Annotated in this window: 11 protein-coding genes, 1 tRNA gene and 1 pseudogene; 5 read left to right on the forward strand and 8 right to left on the reverse strand. The window is 37.6% G+C overall.

The annotated features are described in order from the left end of the window. Nucleotides 1–405: 405 nt before the first annotated feature. The 3 genes from AC1DNH_RS09560 to AC1DNH_RS09570 all read right to left on the reverse strand — a co-directional run bounded on the left by AC1DNH_RS09560 (nt 406) and on the right by AC1DNH_RS09570 (nt 3581). On the reverse strand, nt 406–1617 hold the full coding sequence (locus tag AC1DNH_RS09560; RefSeq protein WP_131032157.1) for a bifunctional 3,4-dihydroxy-2-butanone-4-phosphate synthase/GTP cyclohydrolase II: 1212 nt from the start codon (nt 1615–1617) through the stop codon (nt 406–408). 129 nt (nt 1618–1746) lie between these two features. Beyond that, complete coding sequence (locus AC1DNH_RS09565) at nt 1747–3171, reverse strand: LptF/LptG family permease (protein WP_477582067.1); 1425 nt, start codon at nt 3169–3171, stop codon at nt 1747–1749. A 29-nt stretch (nt 3172–3200) separates the two neighbouring features. Beyond that, nucleotides 3201–3581: an START-like domain-containing protein gene (locus AC1DNH_RS09570; protein ID WP_029278206.1), complete on the reverse strand. Its 381-nt coding sequence runs from the start codon at nt 3579–3581 to the stop codon at nt 3201–3203. Nucleotides 3582–4697: 1116 nt separating this feature from the next. On the opposite strand from AC1DNH_RS09570, the gene AC1DNH_RS09575 reads away from it, so the two are divergent. Next, nucleotides 4698–4774 (forward strand) — tRNA-Met (locus AC1DNH_RS09575). Here AC1DNH_RS09575 and AC1DNH_RS09580 read toward each other — a convergent pair. The 4 genes and pseudogenes from AC1DNH_RS09580 to AC1DNH_RS09595 all read right to left on the reverse strand — a co-directional run bounded on the left by AC1DNH_RS09580 (nt 4731) and on the right by AC1DNH_RS09595 (nt 10596). Continuing rightward, the gene (locus AC1DNH_RS09580) at nt 4731–6284 is read right to left on the reverse strand and encodes a recombinase family protein (RefSeq protein ID WP_477625355.1); all 1554 of its coding nucleotides are present in this window, start codon (nt 6282–6284) and stop codon (nt 4731–4733) included. The genes AC1DNH_RS09575 and AC1DNH_RS09580 overlap by 44 nt on opposite strands. 967 nt (nt 6285–7251) lie before the next feature. Beyond that, nucleotides 7252–9156: a hypothetical protein gene (locus AC1DNH_RS09585; protein WP_477581985.1), complete on the reverse strand. Its 1905-nt coding sequence runs from the start codon at nt 9154–9156 to the stop codon at nt 7252–7254. Then, complete coding sequence (locus tag AC1DNH_RS09590; RefSeq protein ID WP_477581987.1) at nt 9153–10307, reverse strand: hypothetical protein; 1155 nt, start codon at nt 10305–10307, stop codon at nt 9153–9155. The genes AC1DNH_RS09585 and AC1DNH_RS09590 overlap by 4 nt, the downstream gene beginning before the upstream one ends. A 169-nt stretch (nt 10308–10476) precedes the next feature. Then, nucleotides 10477–10596: pseudogene (locus tag AC1DNH_RS09595) on the reverse strand (hypothetical protein). A 436-nt stretch (nt 10597–11032) separates the two neighbouring features. Between AC1DNH_RS09595 and AC1DNH_RS09600 the strand changes: the two are divergent. The 3 genes from AC1DNH_RS09600 to AC1DNH_RS09610 all read left to right on the forward strand — a co-directional run bounded on the left by AC1DNH_RS09600 (nt 11033) and on the right by AC1DNH_RS09610 (nt 13943). Continuing rightward, nucleotides 11033–12043 carry a DUF6602 domain-containing protein gene (locus AC1DNH_RS09600; RefSeq protein WP_477581989.1) on the forward strand — a complete coding sequence of 337 codons (1011 nt, stop codon included), beginning with the start codon at nt 11033–11035 and terminating at the stop codon, nt 12041–12043. 509 nt (nt 12044–12552) lie between these two features. Further along, a complete protein-coding gene (locus AC1DNH_RS09605) occupies nt 12553–13356 on the forward strand; it encodes a hypothetical protein (protein WP_477585285.1) in 804 nt (267 codons plus the stop codon). 71 nt (nt 13357–13427) lie between these two features. Further along, nucleotides 13428–13943: a hypothetical protein gene (locus tag AC1DNH_RS09610; RefSeq protein ID WP_477585284.1), complete on the forward strand. Its 516-nt coding sequence runs from the start codon at nt 13428–13430 to the stop codon at nt 13941–13943. Between the two features lie 3 nt (nt 13944–13946). On the opposite strand, the gene AC1DNH_RS09615 is transcribed toward AC1DNH_RS09610, so the two are convergent. Then, nucleotides 13947–15038 carry an HNH endonuclease gene (locus tag AC1DNH_RS09615; RefSeq protein ID WP_477607947.1) on the reverse strand — a complete coding sequence of 364 codons (1092 nt, stop codon included), beginning with the start codon at nt 15036–15038 and terminating at the stop codon, nt 13947–13949. A 154-nt stretch (nt 15039–15192) separates the two neighbouring features. Between AC1DNH_RS09615 and AC1DNH_RS09620 the strand changes: the two genes are divergently transcribed. Next, complete coding sequence (locus tag AC1DNH_RS09620) at nt 15193–19035, forward strand: SIR2 family protein (protein WP_477625345.1); 3843 nt, start codon at nt 15193–15195, stop codon at nt 19033–19035. Nucleotides 19036–19145: the final 110 nt, after the last annotated feature.

Genomic DNA, 19145 nt, shown 5'->3' on the forward strand with positions numbered 1-19145 from the left:
CTGCTATCCGGCCTAGGATATGATGGAAGGAGAAAACGTTAAAGCTTTAGCACCTCCTCTCAACCTACCACAACCCCGAGGTAGCACGCCCTCCCCGATTTTTCATCGGGGGCTTGTGCTGACGATCAATTAAGCTTTGACGAATTTATCCGACATCAGATCCAAGCCTTGATTGTTTGTTTCTTTATCATCAAGGATAAAGAAAAAGCCCTTCGGCGGCTAGCCGAGGCAAGCATGTGGAAGGGAGAAAGACGGCTATTTAAAGATCCTTCGCTGCGCTCAGGATGACAAATATCCTAACAAAAAAGACCAACAATCGAACATCTGTTCAACTGTTGGTCTTGTATAAGTTTTCAATTAGCGGTTTTCAGTTCTTACAATCCAAACTGTTAACTGCCAACTGAATTATCCTTTCATAATCGAATGGCCCATTTTATCTCTTTTGGTGGTCAAATAACGTTCGTTATGTACGTTACTTGCAATTTCTATAGGAATATTTTCGACCACTTCTAAGCCATAACCAATTAGACCTGCTCTTTTGGTTGGGTTATTACTCATTAAACGCATTTTAGTAACCCCTTCCGATCGCAGGATCTGCGCACCTACACCATAATCGCGTTCGTCGCCTTTAAAGCCTAATTTAATATTCGCTTCTACCGTGTCAAAACCGGCATCCTGTAAGTTATACGAACGTAATTTATTAATCAGCCCGATACCTCTACCCTCCTGGTTCATGTATACGACAATGCCTTTACCTTCTTTTTCGATCATCTCTAGTGCTTTGTGCAACTGCGGACCGCAATCGCAACGGCACGACCCAAAGATATCGCCTGTTACACAAGAGCTGTGTACACGTGCTAAAATCGGTTCGTTGGCATTCCATTCGCCTTTAGAAATGGCTAAGTGCGTGGCATTGTTATCCAACTGGGTATAAGCCGTCATTTTAAAATCACCCCAAGCAGTAGGTAAATCGATGCTAACCTCTTGTTTAATCAAACTATCCATGGTTAAACGGTAAGCGATTAAATCTTCGATTGATATAATTTTTAACTGGTGCTGTTCGGCAATTTTAAATAAATCAGGGAGTCTGGCCATTTCACCATCTTCTTTTAAAATCTCTACCAATAAACCTGCAGGTTTCATGCCGGCCAAACGCGCTAAATCTACCGCAGCCTCTGTATGACCAGCACGGCGGATTACGCCACCATCTTTTGCAATTAAAGGAAAAATATGTCCTGGTCTGCCCAACTCTTCAGGGTTGGTTTTAGGATTAACCAGGGCCAGCATGGTTTTAGAGCGGTCGCTTGCTGAGATCCCGGTGGTACAACCGTGTCCAACCAGATCTACGGAAACCGTAAAATTAGTTTCGTAAGCTGCCGTATTTTTACCCACCATCAGGTTAAGGTTTAACTCTTTACAACGTTCTTCTGTTAAGGGCGCACAGATTAAACCACGGCCGTAAGTAGCCATAAAATTGATGATCTCGGGCGTTGCATTTTCGGCTGCCGTTAAAAAATCACCTTCGTTCTCTCTATTCTCATCATCTACAACAATAATCACTTTACCAGCTTTTATATCTGCGATGGCCTCTTCTATTGTGTTTAATTTTGTTTGCATTTTATAAACATTATGGGGCAATGGCGTGTTAAAATCAATTTATACCACAAACAATAACCCGTACAAATGTACAACCTTATTGAGCAATATTTGGATTAAAATATCATCTGTAAGTAAAGGAAAAGACGCCTATTTTTCCTTCTTTTTAAACAGTTGAAGGAAGAGTTGTTTGTAATAATTTACATCAAACAAGGCCGAATCTACTGTAGCTTTATAGGTTAAAAAGGCCGCCAGTGGCGATAAAACGATTACGGCAATCCACATCCCGAATATCGGGTTTAAATTACCTTCGCGTGCTGATTTTTCGGCCACTGTGGTAATAATGTGATACACCAGAAAGAAACAAATGGCCACCACTACCGGTAAACCCATTCCCCCTTTTCTGATAATCGCACCCAAGGGTGCACCAATAAAAAACAACAGGATACAAGATGCGGCCAGGGTAAATTTACGCTGGTACTCTACTGTGGTAAAAATAATTTCGCCGGTTAAATCAGTTTGGCGCGGCCCCCAGTTGGGTACATGCTGCATAATATTCGCCACCGTATTGTTTGCATTATCGAGGGCCAGTTTCCGCGATCCGTTAGGGATACTCTTCAATATTACATCATCAATCTCTTTCGGTACGGCTTTTACTTTGGTATAACCTTTAGTCACATTAAACTGTTTAAAGTTGCTGGTGAGGTTGGCAATGGTGCGCATTTTCATCGTATCCAGTTGCTTGGTCAGCGAGTCGCGCTTTTTTACGATCCCTTTCAGGTTTAACATGGGCGTACTGTTTCCAAAAGCATTAGGATCGGTGGTATTTCCATCAAAAGACGACATATCGAAACGCGGTGAGGTTTCTTTAAAACGGTTCCGCGTAAAAATCTGCCTGGGGTTGTACATGCCGTTTTTCGAAGCCTGCTCTTCGTACTGCACACCATTTTTAAGGTAAAGCACCAAAAACTTACCATCAGCGGTTTTATTCATCTTACCCTCTCTGGCCAGAATTACTTTCGGAATCCCGTTATTTTCACGGTGATCGTAAATCATGATATTGTGTAGCGTACCGTCTTCTTCTTTCGAATCGACACGGATGGCATAACCTGGAATGGCATTGTTAAAAACCCCTGGTTTAATTAAAAATGAAAGTTTTTTGTTCCTGATATCGTACAGTAGCGAACCAAATTTGAGGTTGGCTTTGGGCAGCATATAGTTGGCAAAAAAGAAGGAGGCTATAGTGAGCATCAAAATCACCACAAACAAGGGGCGCATGGCTTTCTGTAAAGAAATCCCCGCTGATTTAATAGCCACCAACTCATAATTCTCGCCCAGCGTACCAAAAGTCATGATGGATGAAAGCAGTACCGATAGTGGTAGCGCCATAGATACGTTGGCAGCCGAGGCGTAATACATCAGCTCCAGAATGGTGTACCATTCGAAACCTTTTCCGATTAAGTCATCAATCCATTTAAACAGAAAAAACATCAATAGAATAAACATCATAACAAAAAATGTTGCTATGAATGGCTTCACAAATGCTTTTATTAATAGAAGATGTATTTTTTTCACCCTACAAAGGTAAACAATACGAAGGTAATTTATGCACCCAAAACGCTAATCAGATAATCGATCTGGTTATCCCAGATTAATTTTTTCTCTGCAAGAAGCTCATCGGTAGTAAAATCAGTAATCGAGAGGGCAACATCGTTGGTTAGTTCATCCTGTACAATTTCCATCTCAAAATAACATTGAGGTTCATCATCCAGCCACTTAAATTTAACCAGCTTATTTTCTTTAATGGAAACCAGTTTTGCTTTTTGCTGCTCATCGTCCCAGGTAAAAGTATATACCTGATCGCGAAAATTCACATCGTCCGCAAACCATTGCGATAAGCCGTTTGGCTCACTTATAAAACTATACAATATTCTTGGTGACGATCTAACTTCGTACTCTAGTGTAAATTTTTTCTTTTCTGCCATGTTAGTACACTACCAGGATAATTTCCGGACTATTTTTTAATATTATTTTTCTAAAGAAAGGTAATTTATTCTATATCTGCAACAATATAATTTTTATTGGTTCAAGGTGCAGGCTCAGTGGTTCATTTGCCATTGGTTCAATGGTTATTGGTGCATCAGTTCATTGGTCATTAGTTCATTCGTCAGTGGTCATTCCCCTCGTTACTTCATGCCAGAAGGCTATTTTGACGACGAACGCAGGGCGGGTAGTTGATTAATCGACTCCTAATTTCTGCTCAACATCCGCAATACTAACCAATAAAAAATCCAATGCTTATATAAACCTTATGTAGTTAAGAAAAAGATGCTACGTAGCTGACCACTTTGCGGGAGATAAAGAAAACTATTAAATCTGCTATAAAAGCAGGCGTACAGGTCTTTCACCACATAAGGAATTTTAGTCCATTTAAGTTTCGATTGAACTTATATGAACCTTATATGTCTTATATGGTTAAGAAAGGCGGGTAATTGTTGAAATTATTTCAGTGTAGGACAGGCAAAATGTTGTTTACCTTTCTCTACCCCCCTTGTTTACCTTTCTCTACCTATTCTTTACCCTTTGTTTACCACTTGTTTACCCTTTCTGTACACCAAGTTAACCCCAGGGTTACCCCACGGTTACCTTTTCTTTACCCTGGGGTTACCTAATTTATTACCTAAAAGGTAAAGGATTCGCGAATATCAGCTATGGAAAAAGTTACCTTGGGGATGACTTGGTAGCACCAGGGGGTAATCAATCTTTGAAACCATCAATTTTATGAGCACAAATGGCCAGCTGAAATATCTTTCGCACATACCGTAAGCAATAGGTTTGATCATATGCTAAGACCAGAAATGCGGTTAATTCTGCGGTATCCGCCAAAATGCTGCCCTTTGTGGTGTTATCTACTTCTAAAAACAGGCTCCCCTAAGGGCTCAAATAACGATTACAGCCTCTTAAAAACAATCAAATTTACTGAGCAATAAGGCTTTATAGTATTTTTCACATTTCTTTTTAATAGAATGTATATTTATTCTATATTTGCAACTCTTAAAAATAACCACATCGATATTTACGTTATTTAGTAAATATTACCCGGCGGGGTAGCTCAGATGGTTAGAGCGCAGGATTCATAACCCTGAGGTCGGCAGTTCGATCCTGCTCCCCGCTACCATAGTGGGCAAATCAAATTTTTGTTTGGTTTGCCCCTTTTTTTTACCCTCAAAAACAGCCTTTAAAGTACCTAGAACGCGTACAGCCTCATTCATTCGAACAGTTCGATGTTGTGTTCCGTCAAAAGTGAGTTTTTGAGGATAGATCGAACTAATTAATCGCCTTTTTCCTTCAGAATCCGCCTCTATATATGTTTCATGAAGGTTTTTGAGCAACCCAGTCGCTTTTCCTATTAATTCACCAATATTCTCTTTTCCCCTGGATAAATCAATAAGTCTATTTTCAAGAATAAGGATATTTCTTTCACAGTCTGATTTGATTTTCCTGTACTCAAAATCAAGAATCACATCATTGAGCATTTTGTCCCTAGCCTTAGAAATTCTATCATTAAACTCCTCCAACTGTTTTTTTACATTGGATAATTCATTATTATCTTCACTTGAAAAAGCTTGATAAACCTGTTTCAAAATCATTACATACGCCTCATGTAACAGTGGATCTATAGTATACTTTTTTAATTCCTCCACAAAAAGCTTATTGACTTTTTCCGCATTATATCTCACCCCACATTTCGAAAAGCAATGGTAATAGTGATAGTGCTTGCTATAACCTTTTGAAGCACTACCTGAGAGCATGTAGCCGCACTTTGGACATATCAGAAAGCCACGTAAGGGAAGCGCATCAGGAGAAGATATAGTTGTCTTTTTGGGTTTGTTTCTGCCGTTCAAAACATCCATAGCTTTATAAAAGATGCTTTCAGAAACTATTGCTTTATGTTGCCCCATAACCGTATGGGCTTCCTCCTCCTTGTATTTCGCAATGGGTATCCTACCGCAGTAAATGGGATTTCTAATAATCTGCCAAAAATTTTTTCTGCCTGTCTTCAACCCTTTATCTGATGCCGCCTTCCAGATCTGATCAATGAACCACTTACCCGTAGATAATTCGTCATATACCCACTTCATTATTGACGCTTGGGGTTCTACAGGACAAATATACTTTCGCCCGTCTTCGGTTACCTTGTTAGTATAACCTATGGGAGCAGGCCCCATCCATCGCCCTTCTTTCCTTGCTCTTCTCATTCCATGAAAAGTATTGAGCGCTCTTCTATCATTCTCAACTTCGGGAGCTGCGAGATAGAAAGCCAGCATCATTTTGTTTTCGGGAATGGAGATATCAAGAGGCTGCTCAATGGCCTGAGGCTCTATACCGAGATCAGCCAAAATTTTTATCATCTGATAGGCATCCCCCGCATTTCTGCTGAATCTGTCCCACTTGGTGAAAAGTACCAAATCCGTTTGTCCTCTCTTCTTTTTTAGATCAGCCAATAATTTTTGCCATGCGGGCCGCACGAAGCTTTTGGCGGAATGATCCTCAAAAACAACTTTCCTCACCTTGATATCTCTGGCGAAACAATATTTCTGTAAAACCTCTTCTTGATTGCGCTGCGAATACCCCTTATCAGCCTGTTCATCAGTGCTTACTCTAATGTATAAATCTGCTGTAATCATCTTTTTAAAACTTGCTCTACTTCCAAAATAGCTAAAACATATAGCAAATCCAAGATTTCCTTCGCTTGATTTATAGACATTTTTACACCTTTTTTCTTTAACATTTCCATTAATTTCTCAGGGGTAATTCGCGCTATCGGAAGATGTCTCATAAGCTGTGGATAAACCTAAAATTAATTACACGTTATGTGATCATTTGTATATTACGTTCGGGATCCAGTGTTTTTTTTTGCCATATGTACTACTTTGGAATTATGCAATTTGGATTTACACCTTTTCTTTCACAAGAGTGATTCGGATAATTTTGAAATCAAAATTCATCGGTAGAAGCAAATTAGCATTACGCTATGGTGGGGTCCACAAGCCACAGGTGAGCGCTGGCCGTTGTAAAAGCATTTTATAAATCCGTTCCAATCTTGATGATAAATTAATGCGGATGATAGCAGAAACTATTCAGGCCTTTAACTACTATGATGTTAATTTTGCTCGAAACTTAGATAACTTCCTACTTTCATCATTTTTTTAGAATACATTACAAATTGGATATTGCGGAATTTTTGGATGATTTATTAGTGTTTTAAGTATTTCCGAGTTCCGAGGAAATACCCGACCTCAAGGGCGCAAGATTTTTTTGTGTATACAAAAATACATCTTGCAAAACACCCGAGTGGTTAAAGGATTACTTCATATAACTCTAATTTATAGTATTTATTTTCGTTTCGATTCATGTTAACTTTAGCCAGATTTGATAAAACAATTTGCTTGACCATTTTTGCTATTTGTCACAAAAAATAAAAAAAGTTCTAGTAATTTTCAAAAAATGCTATAAAGACCAGATCAAAATCTGGCTAAGTTAGAAGAAATAAAAAAAATTTAATGTCTTATATAGAAGATTAAAACTTATTCACTTTAACCATTATGAAATGCTTTAAGTAATGAACTATAAGATAATCTGAAAAATCAATAACTATCCGAGTTCCGCAACTACAAATGCATTGACATCTAAAATCTTAAAATCTACAATACTCCACAAATCAATAATGATCGAAGTGCGCATTAGGATCAAAGCTTCATCATCATCCACCGATTCTCCACTAATCACACGACTCCCTGTTTCCGGATTTTGAGAGTATCTGATTTTTGTTTCCTCAAATCCAGGCTCACGTACTGAAACAGTCAGGGGACCTTGAATTTTGTTGAAACTAAGTTTATACTCCATTTCAAAGGCTTTCCTGAAATTGCAAATTAAGAACTTGTTGCTTACAAAGCGATCGAATGATGTATATACTGGAATGTCATTAAAAGTTCCAATTTTGAGGAACTGGATATCCTGTGCATCGGTTATTAAATTTCCGATTGCGACAAAATTTGGACTGGAGAGTAATTTTTCGTTTTGATATGCAAACTCGGGAGAAGTGATAATAATATCAGCCTCAATTCCTCGATCTATTAGCCGAGAGATAGCCGTTTGAATTACTTCTACAGCATTTCCTCCCGTAATAACCGTTGGTAAGCTTTGATCTACGCGATGAAAAAAGACTTCATCCTCAGTACGCCCTACCAAAGCAGCTAAATCTTCTAATCCGATAATTCGCGAATAGCTACTGCCTTCAATAAAGGCTATACGACCTCTTTCGAGAAAATTAGATTTTCCGACCCTTACCAGTTCATGACCTTGAGATGGTATCTGAGTGTAATTGCCCCATCTCTCAAATATCTTTCTGATCCTAGCTTGCCTTTCCCAGGCGACATAAGCACGGTTCTTAAACTCATTTATTCTTTCAATACTAAGGCCTGCGTGCATTACTTCGTTTTCAACTGCCTTATAACGCTCCTGAAAAGCTGGTTTGAATGCATTCAATATGTTTTCCAGGCTTATATTTAGGGCATCAGAAGTTGAAAGTTCAACAATCGACATCAGCTTTTCGGGTTTCTTAATCATTTCTTTGGCCTTTTCATAAAGAAACTGATAAAGACTTGATATGACGTTTTTCTGTTTGGAATCAACTCTATCAAAATTGATAAAAAATGATCCATTCCTCAGGCATTCAATTAGAAATCCCGTCATCATCCAATCATGTAGTGATACTTTTGATCTACTTCGTTCGATCACTAAATCATAAAACGTAAACTCTGTCCAATTAAGATAGCTACCCTTTAGATTGAAAACAAATATTATATCTTCAAGCAATTGGTTTGATTCATTTATAGGAATTCTGATTAATTCAGAAATTTCATTGAATTCAAAAGCTGTGAGAAATTGCTCGTAACGCAAAAAGTTTATCCAATATTTTATACCAGTCAGCATACGGCGTTGAAGGGTTTGAAAACCCTTGGTTAGATCAAGAATAAACCTCTGTCCATTGCTAGCTAGACTGTACCTATTGAGAAAATGTTGAACACTTCTATCAGCTCTTGAGCTTGAGACAGTAAAATCAGATATTGTTGTTTTAAACCCACCGATATTTTTTGCCTCTACACATTGATATAGAATCGCACTAAATGCATTAAAGCATTCATAAAACTGATTATAAACGGTATCAAGATCACTCTCTGCTTTAACATTTGCAAAGCGAATATTGTCTGGCAACATCATCAAATCCTTTAAGATATTTGATGGTATCGTGTGGGCATATGATCCAAGTTCTTTGTTTTGCAAATCTTGGCTGCCAACTTTATCCATGACCATCCTATTAATTGATGGTGGTAAGTATATGTAATCGAGATGTTGTTTCTCATCAAGATGTTTCACACTATCTATCAGCATCTTTTCTATGAATGCAGTCAACTCGTTCAGTGTGTAGCGATCATTATTTTCGATTGCTAATTCAACCCCCTTGGAAACCATTTCCTTTATTTCATTGAATATCATAAAACTGACTCCTTTATGTTATAGATGCGTTTTAAATCATTTAGCTTTTCGAAAACATCCAAAATCTTTTTAACTTCTTTATGTTTTTTGTCCTCCACTGCCTCATAGTACTTCTTTTCAAAATAATCATAATATCTGTTATCAACAGGCTTAAGATCTTTGGCAGGTTTAAAAATGAAGATTTCAGTGTAGTATCCAAACTTTTTTCTTGCGGTAAGGGGTACCTTTTCAATGAGGATCACATCATCATGAATCTTCGCAATTGAATTGAGCTGAATCTCCTGATAAAATCTATTTGGGTACGAAACTGTCTTTTCAACAAAAGTCTTTAAGTTTTCCAGATTAACGTCATATATTAATAATGAGTTGCGATCATTTATCTCAGCGCTAAATTGAGTTATCACCTGCTGAGATACTCCGGCTCTAAACATATTATGATTAGTAAATTGAACTAAGCCCTCAGCTTGAATAATTTTTTTGTAGATTAAACTGCTGTGACGTTTAAAAAGTTCATCATAAATATTCTTTTTAGATTCCAAGATGAGACCATTCTCCAAAAGATCCTGCACATTTTTTGTGTTAATGAAATAGTAAACAGTTCTGAATAAATGTGCGATACCAACGAGTATGCTCATCACCAGATAAGAACCGATCAGAATTGCATTATAATAGTAATGCTCATGATCAGTAAATGTTTCGCGCAAGGTACCAAGGAATATTAAGCATCCAATAGTCGTTAGTGTATAGATAATGATAAAGTTTAACAGTGATCTTTCATACAATAGCTCATATAAGAATGGCTCTTTTACTGCCATGTTACTAAACAGCATCGCCATCACGGCAAGTGTCATACTTATGATCGTCGCGATATTTGAAGTACGTTGATCAACAATAGTCGCTACAGTTTTGATTTCTATGAACTTAATAAAATCTATATGAATCTTACTTGCTAACCAATCCACGACTGGATTATTAAATAGCAAGAATATGCTTATGACCAAAAAAATAACCGAATACCAATTTTTCTTGGCATTAAAATATTTCAGACAATTTTTGATCGACCGATAATTGTCCTGAATAATCAGGTTAGGGTATTCCGTTTCAAGAAAATATTGAGTTTGCTTTCTGAGAGATTTGTTTTTGAGAGCCATTAAGATTTAATATTTTTTATTTCATAGAACTATCGACTTGATCAAGATAAGTTATTTATTTTAATTAAAAGATGACCTATCGCAAAGTTTAGTGGGAGGAGCAATCATGAGAAAAAGTTTTTAATTACACAGAACAAGTATTTTTTATTTATCGCTATTTTTTTCTCAGTTACTTTATTTCTTGAGCCAAGATTTTTAATTCCTGCATGGCCTTACGAACCCTAGTTCCTGCTGCACTGTTACCAGCAGTATAGAATTTTTCTGCGACTGCTTAAATTGCAGTGATTATCTATTTAATTTTTACAAATTTTTCCATTGTCAATCTTGTGATCTAATTGTCTTTTTAGCTAAGGTATTATATTTTATTATAACAATTCAAATCTAAGCTGTCATTACAATATCTCAATGAAAGCTATGACATATATTAAAAAGGAAACTAGATTTAATTGCGTGAGCGATTGAAATGAAAAGCGCGGTTCGACGAACATGCCATAATATCAAAACTATTAAATCTTGTCTCAAACCACATCAAAAAAAGTTTCGTTAAATTTGATAAATGCGTGATTTAGAGCCACCCTTTGAGTTATACTTTAATTAAAAGATCCTGCGTATCGCAGAACATGAAATTAGTGGTAAAAGAATCATTTATATAAATTTTAATTTAGGACTTTTATTATTGAAATAAGTAATAAATCATTATTTTAAGTTATAATTTACAGGCTAAAATGGACAGTAAAAAATCACCGCTTCGTGCCCAAATGGTAACTCAGGGATGGAAACAATTCCTGACTGCCAGAACCAGGATGCTCAACGCTTATGACATTGCAAAAGAGCAAGAAAGTAACAGAAAGGCAAAGACCAGACATGGTCTTGTAGCAGAAGGCGAATTTAGAAAATGGTTAGCTGAGTTCATTCCCAAACGTTATGGCGTAACCTCAGGCTTTATCATCTCACCTGGTATTTCAAGTTCTGAGCATATGGTTCATTATGATGTGATCATATACGATCAGTTGGAATCCCCAGTATTGTGGATCGAAGACAATCCCGATTCCTCTGACCAAGGAAAATCACTTGCAATCCCTGCAGAATATGTCCTTGCGGTCATAGAGGTGAAATCTGCATTCAATAGAAAGTCCGCAAAGGATGCAGTTGAACACTTGTCAAAGCTCAAGCCATTGCTCGCTCGTGTCGACCCTCCAAACAGTCGTGCCAAGCTCTATCTTCCCGGAAATTTCTTCTGCGCAACAGTATTTTTTGAACTACGAAAAGAGGATGAAAAAGACTTTACTGCATTGGATGAGCTGGTGAATGCGACAATGATCCGAAGATTCTTCGGTGGCATTATACTCCGAGCGGAAACTGAATACAAACGCGACTGCGGAAAAATAATTTTTAGGAATCAAAACGTTGATACCGCAGCTGATCAAAGTACATCATTATCGTTTTGGGCTACATCGAAATCACTGAGGTATAGGGATGATGCATATTTCAGCCTACTTTTGAATTATTCGGAAACATATTTTTCAGAATTTGCATTTGATATCCTTGCCCTATTGAAGGATACCTATCAGCCTCATGTTCTTTCGAGCCTGCACTGCATGGGTTCTACAGCACGGGAAAACGGAAGCTGCATAGAAACGCGATATTTTGATCCCGAAGCTGTCAAAAGATATCAAGAGCAAACAGCGGCAATCCTGAAAGCTCAGGGTTTTGAAGGTTTGGAACCATATCTCTAAAATTTACCTATAATCCCTTATTGTCCTTTCGCGTTAAACTTAAATAAATAATATTTCTGACTGATTTTGCGTAGAACTCTTAAAATAAACGGTATTGACGAAATACATCGTTTTTCTTAACTAAGTGTACGACCCAATCGATTTGTTCCCTCTTCGCCAATCGACTAACAGACAGAAAATCAAAACTTTACAACAATTTTTATTGCCGGTTAGAGGGGATCAATCAATCTTGGTTCATTCAGCTTCAGCCCCATAAAGTTCGTTTTCTGTTGACAATTCCGAAAAAGGTATTTGAAGCTCTTCGATCGTTTTCAACTTCCGAGACTACCAAATACAATGCAAGTATCATTTTATTTCAGGGATATAATATATCTAATGGTTGCTCAATACCATGAGGCAAATTATATAACTGATATTCGTTTGGTGCATAAAAAACAACCCAAATGGACTAAGGATACTTTCTCTCAATAAAAAACTTTAATTTTAAAAATCTAAAATTAATGTACTATATGAATTTAAAGCATAATCCAGCAGGGTTTCCACCTGCGCTCATCATCCACTGGGAAAAATCAGATGGCATCAATTTTGCCATTGCACTGGCAAGGATCACAGGCTGGATGCTTCAGGTAGATTGGTTAACTGGAAGCCAGGAAACAACCGAGGATGAAATGATACCTGTTCGTGCTTATGTGGAAACGAATCAGGATGTCGTTTTTGATTTTACGGGTAAGAAAAGTATTATAGCCTTTAACCAATATGTTATCCGGCCAGCTGCTGCAGGCAGGGTTAGGCCAGACAAGACTTATATCTCAACCCGTTGTTATCAGGAGGAAAAGTTAATAGAAATGCCTATGCGGGTAAAAGCTAACCAGGTGGAAATTGAGCGGGCAACAAAGGCCATATTGGCCAATCCTAATTTTTTAAAATTAATTCCTAAAAGACGAAACCCGGAAATCCCGGCTTACCTGGCTTCTAAATTTTCACATGGGAACTGTATTCCCTTTGCCCAGGCCTTATCTGAACTAACGGGGTCACCCGTTATGGGCATTTCAGTTTCCCGCTATCACCGCGATTGTGGAAATAAATTAGGTTTTTGCCATGTAGTTGTCGTACATCCGGATGGTATAGTGGAGGACTCATGGGGCAAACAGACCTTAAAACAAGTATTGGATAGATTTTATATTCTGGATTATACTATGACGGAAGATATTTATTTATTCCACCAAGCACGTCAGAAATTCGAATCTGCTCAGTATTATGAGGATGCTTATTTTCTCGCAAAATCTATTCTAATGCAAAAAACTGATAATTAACTTATTTTTTGACCGATTGTCTCACTTTATTTAAATATTTACCTTGTAATTCAATTAGCAACAATCAACCAATGACTAAAATTAACACTCAACAAAGCCTCAAGGCCCGGTTTCCTTGGATTGGTAAAGGATTATGGGGAATCTTGAAAATCATCCTTTTTATAATTGTTTTTGCTCCATTTCTTCTGGGCTTATTAAAGTGCTTTTTACTGCTTTTGGAAGATGATGATCGCTTTATTACCCTTACCGCTTATGGTTTTGCAATTTTTCTGGGGGTTTCGACAATGCTCTTCAACTGGCAACGGAGTACCAAAGATAAAAACCTAGCTGGAAAGCTTTACCGATATGCGGTAGATTCGGTACTTTGCTGTTTTTGTTTTTTGATGGCGGTGGTATGTAAATATTTATTTTCGGAAAAACTGGCCTTGAGCATTGTACTTTTTGATTTTTTAAAGGATTACTATTTTATCTTAAAATGGACATCATTTATCTGGCTGGCAGTTGTAATGTTACTTGCAGGGGATATTTTTATAAGTTTTTTCCATTTGTATGTTAAAGAGAGGGATAAGGAGGAAAAAACAAGCTGATTCTTAATCCACCGGTTCATCTGGAAATTTCATTTGAGTATCCATCTTTCCAAAAATAAGTTTGACGATTTCATTATCTCCAAGGTTCTTATTTGTCCACTTTTGGTTTATTGTATCATAACCCCTAAGGTTTTTGATGTGTTCCGGATTAAAATTGAAGTTGATAAATCCTTGTTCGGATATCGTTTTTTTAAGGCCGGTAAAATCTACCCTATTTGAAAAGAATGGCGCATACTGATAATCATGGAAGAAGAATGGCGGACAAAATTTTTGTTTAAGATTTACCTCCCCTTTCATGTAATCATCAAGAAGGTTACCCGGAAGCAGGAACTCAAACATCATATTTCCAAAATATAACATACAGACGTGGGAGATGAGTTTGGTGGACGCGGTCATACGCTTAAATATCCGTATTTCTGGTCTGGGATATTCTAAAGGTAAGGCATATTCATGAACTGTGGCAAACAAGGAAAAATCTTGATTAAAGGCATTATCCAGTATAAAGAGCCTTAGGGGTTCATAGTTTGAAAGCTCTGATTCAGGTAATAGGCAATAAGCCATTTTACAAAAGATTTTGTAAACATTTATTGGAGTGTAAGGACTCTTCTTATAGGATAATTTTGCGCTGCCAGTTTTTAGATTAATTTCCAATGGCAAGCCCTCATTTTCCACTTCAGTGACTTTTGCCCCATACATGACTGTAGGCTTAGCGCTTAAGGGACTGCCTGGAACCTTAAACTGGGGAACCCTGTTTTTTTTTCCCTCTCTTGAGAACAAACTATTCAGCGGGCCTAAATAAGCTGATAGATCAGTTTCAAATGCAGAAAACCGGCTATTACATGCATCACATTCATCCTGACAAATCAGGGTTTTGTTTCCCAGAAATTCAGGAATTAGATGAGCATCCATTTTAAAGTTGACTTCAGGCATTCGTTTTTTACAAAACCTGCAACATCGTTCTTTTTTTGGTATCCAGTGTTTATTTGCTTCCTCCGGGCAGCTTACTAATACCTGGATGGCATAATCTTTTGCAAATTCCGCCAGACTATCCATGTGCTCAGGATTTGTATAGTAATTCAGTTGACCTTTATTCATATCTGGTAAGCGGTTATTTACCTTATTTACTTCAGACAAAATAACTAAAAGATTTCATTTTTTAACCGTTTAAGCAAAAACTCCATAGTCTGGTGGATAACTTATTTAGCTTGATGGACAGTTTGTTGTTAAATTAGCAACAAACGCTTTTCAAATGATGGATTATTCCAACTTATTACAAAAACTACGGGCCAAGCTAGGCAACAACCAGATGTCAGTTATGGTGGGTTCAGGATTCAGCAAAAATGTTAGTCCCCTCTTCCCCACCTGGTATGAACTGCTGTTAGACTTGATGAGAGCACAGTACGGGGCGGAACTTTCCCGGGAATATTATAATCTTCCACCTATTAAACGTAAACAGCACAAGGAAGAACAATATATAGATATTAGGTTTAAAGAATTACTACGGCAAAAAGGATACCTCCAGGTAGTTTCGGATTATATCCGAGAGCATTCCATTGAATCTATTGCTACATACATCGAAAAAAGAACACCTTATGTACATCAGGAACGGTCTCAAATCCTATTGTCTATGGGCGAAATCCAAAAGTCCCTAGATTTTKAGGATTTGGATTTGCACCGAGCATTAATTGGTTTGGGCTGGAACAATATTTACACAACCAATTATGACCATTTACTTGATATATGTGTAAGTGAACAACTTCCTAATGACCTCAGGAATGAAATCCAGCTTTTGGAAAAAGAAGTTGCTTCCCTATTACTGGAATATAGTAATTTCGAAAAATCACTTTCTGAAATTGAAGTCAAGATTTATGAGCAAGAGAACAATATAGGTATACAAGGCACGGATGGCATGACCACTTCCAAACCTGATGATTTGGAGGAACTACGAGAAAAAAGGGATAAAATTAATACACAACTCAGAAACCTCGAAAGACAGGCCAGTCTTAAAAGTAGTCAGATAGACAAAAAAGAAAAGCTACTAAATGACTGTTTTACAATTGTTACTGAGGCGAGTAAGCTGAAAATCAAACGGAATAAAAATATCATTAAGCTGCACGGCTCTTTACGGACACCAAAGCAGATTGAAAATTTTGAATTTGGTTTTGATGGGGACCATAAATGCCAGTACATTATTTCTCAGGAAGATTACGATCAATATCCTCACCTTCACGAACCATTTACCCAATTAATGCGAATTTCCCTTCTACAGGAGTCTTTTTGTCTAGTGGGTTTTTCGGCGGATGATCCAAATTTCATTGCATGGATTACCTGGGTGAGGGATGTGCTGCAAAGGGGCAATAAAAAAGGGGAACCAAAGGAGGTGAAGATCTACCTAATTGATGTAAATAACGACAAAATTTCTCCAGATCGTTTATTGTTTTTTGAAAACCATAATATCAAAAGGATTCCTTTGCAGGATGAGTCGCTCCAGGGGTTGCTTGCTTCCTTTATGGAAAAGGAAACTGGACAACCTACCTATAAAGATTACCTGAGCGCCTTTGTTTCATTTCTTGCGGACGATGATAATGCGGAGCCCATGATTCCACTAGCGGATACCACGCATATTTCAGAGTGGCAAGATATCTGGAAAGACCGGACAACTTTAAGAAGTGAACCTCGTCAGGACCCTGAAAAAGTACAAGAAAATTTAAGACGTTTAAAAGCTCTTGCAACTCCTATTTACATCCCAGACATAAGGTATACGGATACACAGCTCAGTTTTATTCAGTTTTATGATAATTACAGACTGCGGCGATATGATGCTAAAAAATCCAGCAAGTTAAAAGCTGGGATCAACCCTGCTGAAATGAAGCTGTTGGCTTTCGCTTTTAAGGATTCGATGCTTCCTCTTGATTACGCTTTCCACCCAGAAATGAAAGCTGAATTCCTGAAATCAGGCAATAATAAAATCATTATGGAGGAAGCTGTAGGGCTTTCTAATGCGCTGACCGGAGGCAAAAAATCACCGGACAATATGGGTGAGAAAATTTACCAGTTGGCTTTTAATTTTAAATTCAGACAGCTTAAAAAAAAGCTCGATCAATGGGATGCGCAAGGAATAGAAATTCTTCAAAAAGCAGGTTTGTTATCGCTTTGGGATAAATCAAAAACTGGTTCTTACACTAAAACAATGTTAAGCCCGCAGCATCAAATAGAACCCGAAATATGCTTATATTTAAATGAATTACTAATTTGTAACAGCGATTGGCATAGCCAAAAAAAATTAAAGCAAATCGTTACTGCTTATTCAAAGCAAGGTTTTACCCAGCTATCAGATAACTTTAAATATTTAAAAAACTCACTCAAACCAACTTTTCAAAAGATAGAAACTTTAGGTTCAGGCCGTTATTCCATCAGTCGTGATGATGACCACTGGGAAAAAGTGCGAAGCGAGGTAACTACTGTCCGTTTTCTATATTTAATGTTGTATAGTGGCACTCAATTAAGCCATACGCAAACCCTTCATTTGAAGGCAACAGAGTGGCTTGAATTAATGAGCAATGCCTATGAAATTTATCCTGAAGCCATTCTGTTTTATTCACTTCAAGTAAGTGAGCGTGACTTTTGTGTTAGGATAGCTCAGGAATATGTAAGTAATCAAAAGATAAGCCAGCAAGTCAAAAATCGCATAGCGGTAAACCTGTTTGCTGCAATACGTTCTGCACCAGAAAGAATGGGAGATAATATAATCTCCTTTTTATCCACCTTTCTCATTGTTGTTCCACCTGAAGTTTGGCAGTACCGGTTTATGAAGGAATGGAATAGAAACGTTTCTAATAGAGCGGCATTTCGTGAGCAACACCGAAATCCTTTTGCAAAATTGGTTTACGCTGCTGCCAATTATATGGAGGATAAACATTTGTTGTTGCAGCTGATATCAGATTGCCTTTCTGCCACAATTAACCAAAACAAAGAAATCCAGTTGGATTATACATATTATATCCAACGAAACTATTACTATACACGTATTTCGAGGGATGATGATGATTTTGGTATAATAGATGAGACCATATCCAAAATCACAGGCACCATCTCCGAAAAGCGATTAAATTGCTTCTATGTATTGGCCAATTTGAACATTTTGCTCACCCAGGAACAAAAAAATGAAATTAAAAAGGTGTTGGCATTACTGGATTTTACTAAAATCTCAGATAGCCGTTTCTGGGAAGTGGCCATTTACATTGCGGATGGTGACGTCCTATTAATTGAAAAAGTCAAGAGCGTCGTTCTCATTTCATCTAAATTATGGGATACAGGCTATAGGGGGAAAGCTGAAAATGGTCGCACCAGCTGGAGCCACGCTGATCCAATTAACCTGAAGAACTTGTCCCTAAAGCAAAACAGGACTTGGGGAATAAACTGGTCCGATATTGAGCTGAAAAATTTATCAGACATTTTACTTGGTAAGGCAGGTGAATTTAAACTCATCATGAGGCATGATAATCAGATGTTTAGTTATTTTAAACTCTCTGAGGTGATGGATTGGTTTTTGTTTGAACATCAGGCCTCTCTCAGTACCTACAAAAACTATAAGCCCTTAAAAGAGTTAATACAAAGTTTTCATCTGTATAATAGTCATTTTGACGCTTTGGAAGATGGCCTGACCAGTCTGGAAAAAGCAGATGTTGTTTGGGCACTTGGGGATTTGGCAGCGAATTTCAATAATAAAGAGGCTGAGGATAGGCATGTTATCATGGTTTTAAACAAGATTCTTTTTCAGGCGGAACCTGCTGTAGAAGCGGCTCTGGGATATATGGTGTATTGGATTGAAGTGGAAGTGGAAAGCAAAAAAGAATTCTGGAACAGTAAAGAGGTTATCCTGAGTATTTTGAGGAAATATCGTTATCATCCGCTAGCCAAAACAGAAAAGACTTATAGTGATTATCAGCTTTGCCGGATTGCATTGGCTTTTCACCCCTATTCCAAACCTGATAACGATTTAAACTGGTGGATTGAGCAGGCAAGAAATTCCCCTTATAACTCCATCAGGCAATTGGTCCAAAGAAAAGATAACAAAATGGAGCTGGATTAAAGAATAAGCCTAGATTTCGCTGGGTTGACCATCTAACTGCGGAATATTGTGTCAATGCTTTTTTGGTTAATGTTAACCACCACAACATTTACAGCTGAGAAAATTAAAGT

Source organism: Pedobacter sp. 01N310 (assembly GCF_056399805.1).

What these genes read in the sequence shown, in the direction of transcription:
- AC1DNH_RS09560 (WP_131032157.1), bottom strand. Translation starts at nt 1,617, where the DNA reads ATGCAAACAAAATTAAACACAATAGAAGAGGCCATCGCAGATATAAAA.
- AC1DNH_RS09570 (WP_029278206.1), bottom strand. Translation starts at nt 3,581, where the DNA reads ATGGCAGAAAAGAAAAAATTTACACTAGAGTACGAAGTTAGATCGTCA.
- AC1DNH_RS09580 (WP_477625355.1), bottom strand. Translation starts at nt 6,284, where the DNA reads ATGATTACAGCAGATTTATACATTAGAGTAAGCACTGATGAACAGGCT.
- AC1DNH_RS09585 (WP_477581985.1), bottom strand. Translation starts at nt 9,156, where the DNA reads ATGATATTCAATGAAATAAAGGAAATGGTTTCCAAGGGGGTTGAATTA.
- AC1DNH_RS09590 (WP_477581987.1), bottom strand. Translation starts at nt 10,307, where the DNA reads ATGGCTCTCAAAAACAAATCTCTCAGAAAGCAAACTCAATATTTTCTT.
- AC1DNH_RS09600 (WP_477581989.1), top strand. Translation starts at nt 11,033, where the DNA reads ATGGACAGTAAAAAATCACCGCTTCGTGCCCAAATGGTAACTCAGGGA.
- AC1DNH_RS09605 (WP_477585285.1), top strand. Translation starts at nt 12,553, where the DNA reads ATGAATTTAAAGCATAATCCAGCAGGGTTTCCACCTGCGCTCATCATC.
- AC1DNH_RS09610 (WP_477585284.1), top strand. Translation starts at nt 13,428, where the DNA reads ATGACTAAAATTAACACTCAACAAAGCCTCAAGGCCCGGTTTCCTTGG.
- AC1DNH_RS09615 (WP_477607947.1), bottom strand. Translation starts at nt 15,038, where the DNA reads ATGAATAAAGGTCAACTGAATTACTATACAAATCCTGAGCACATGGAT.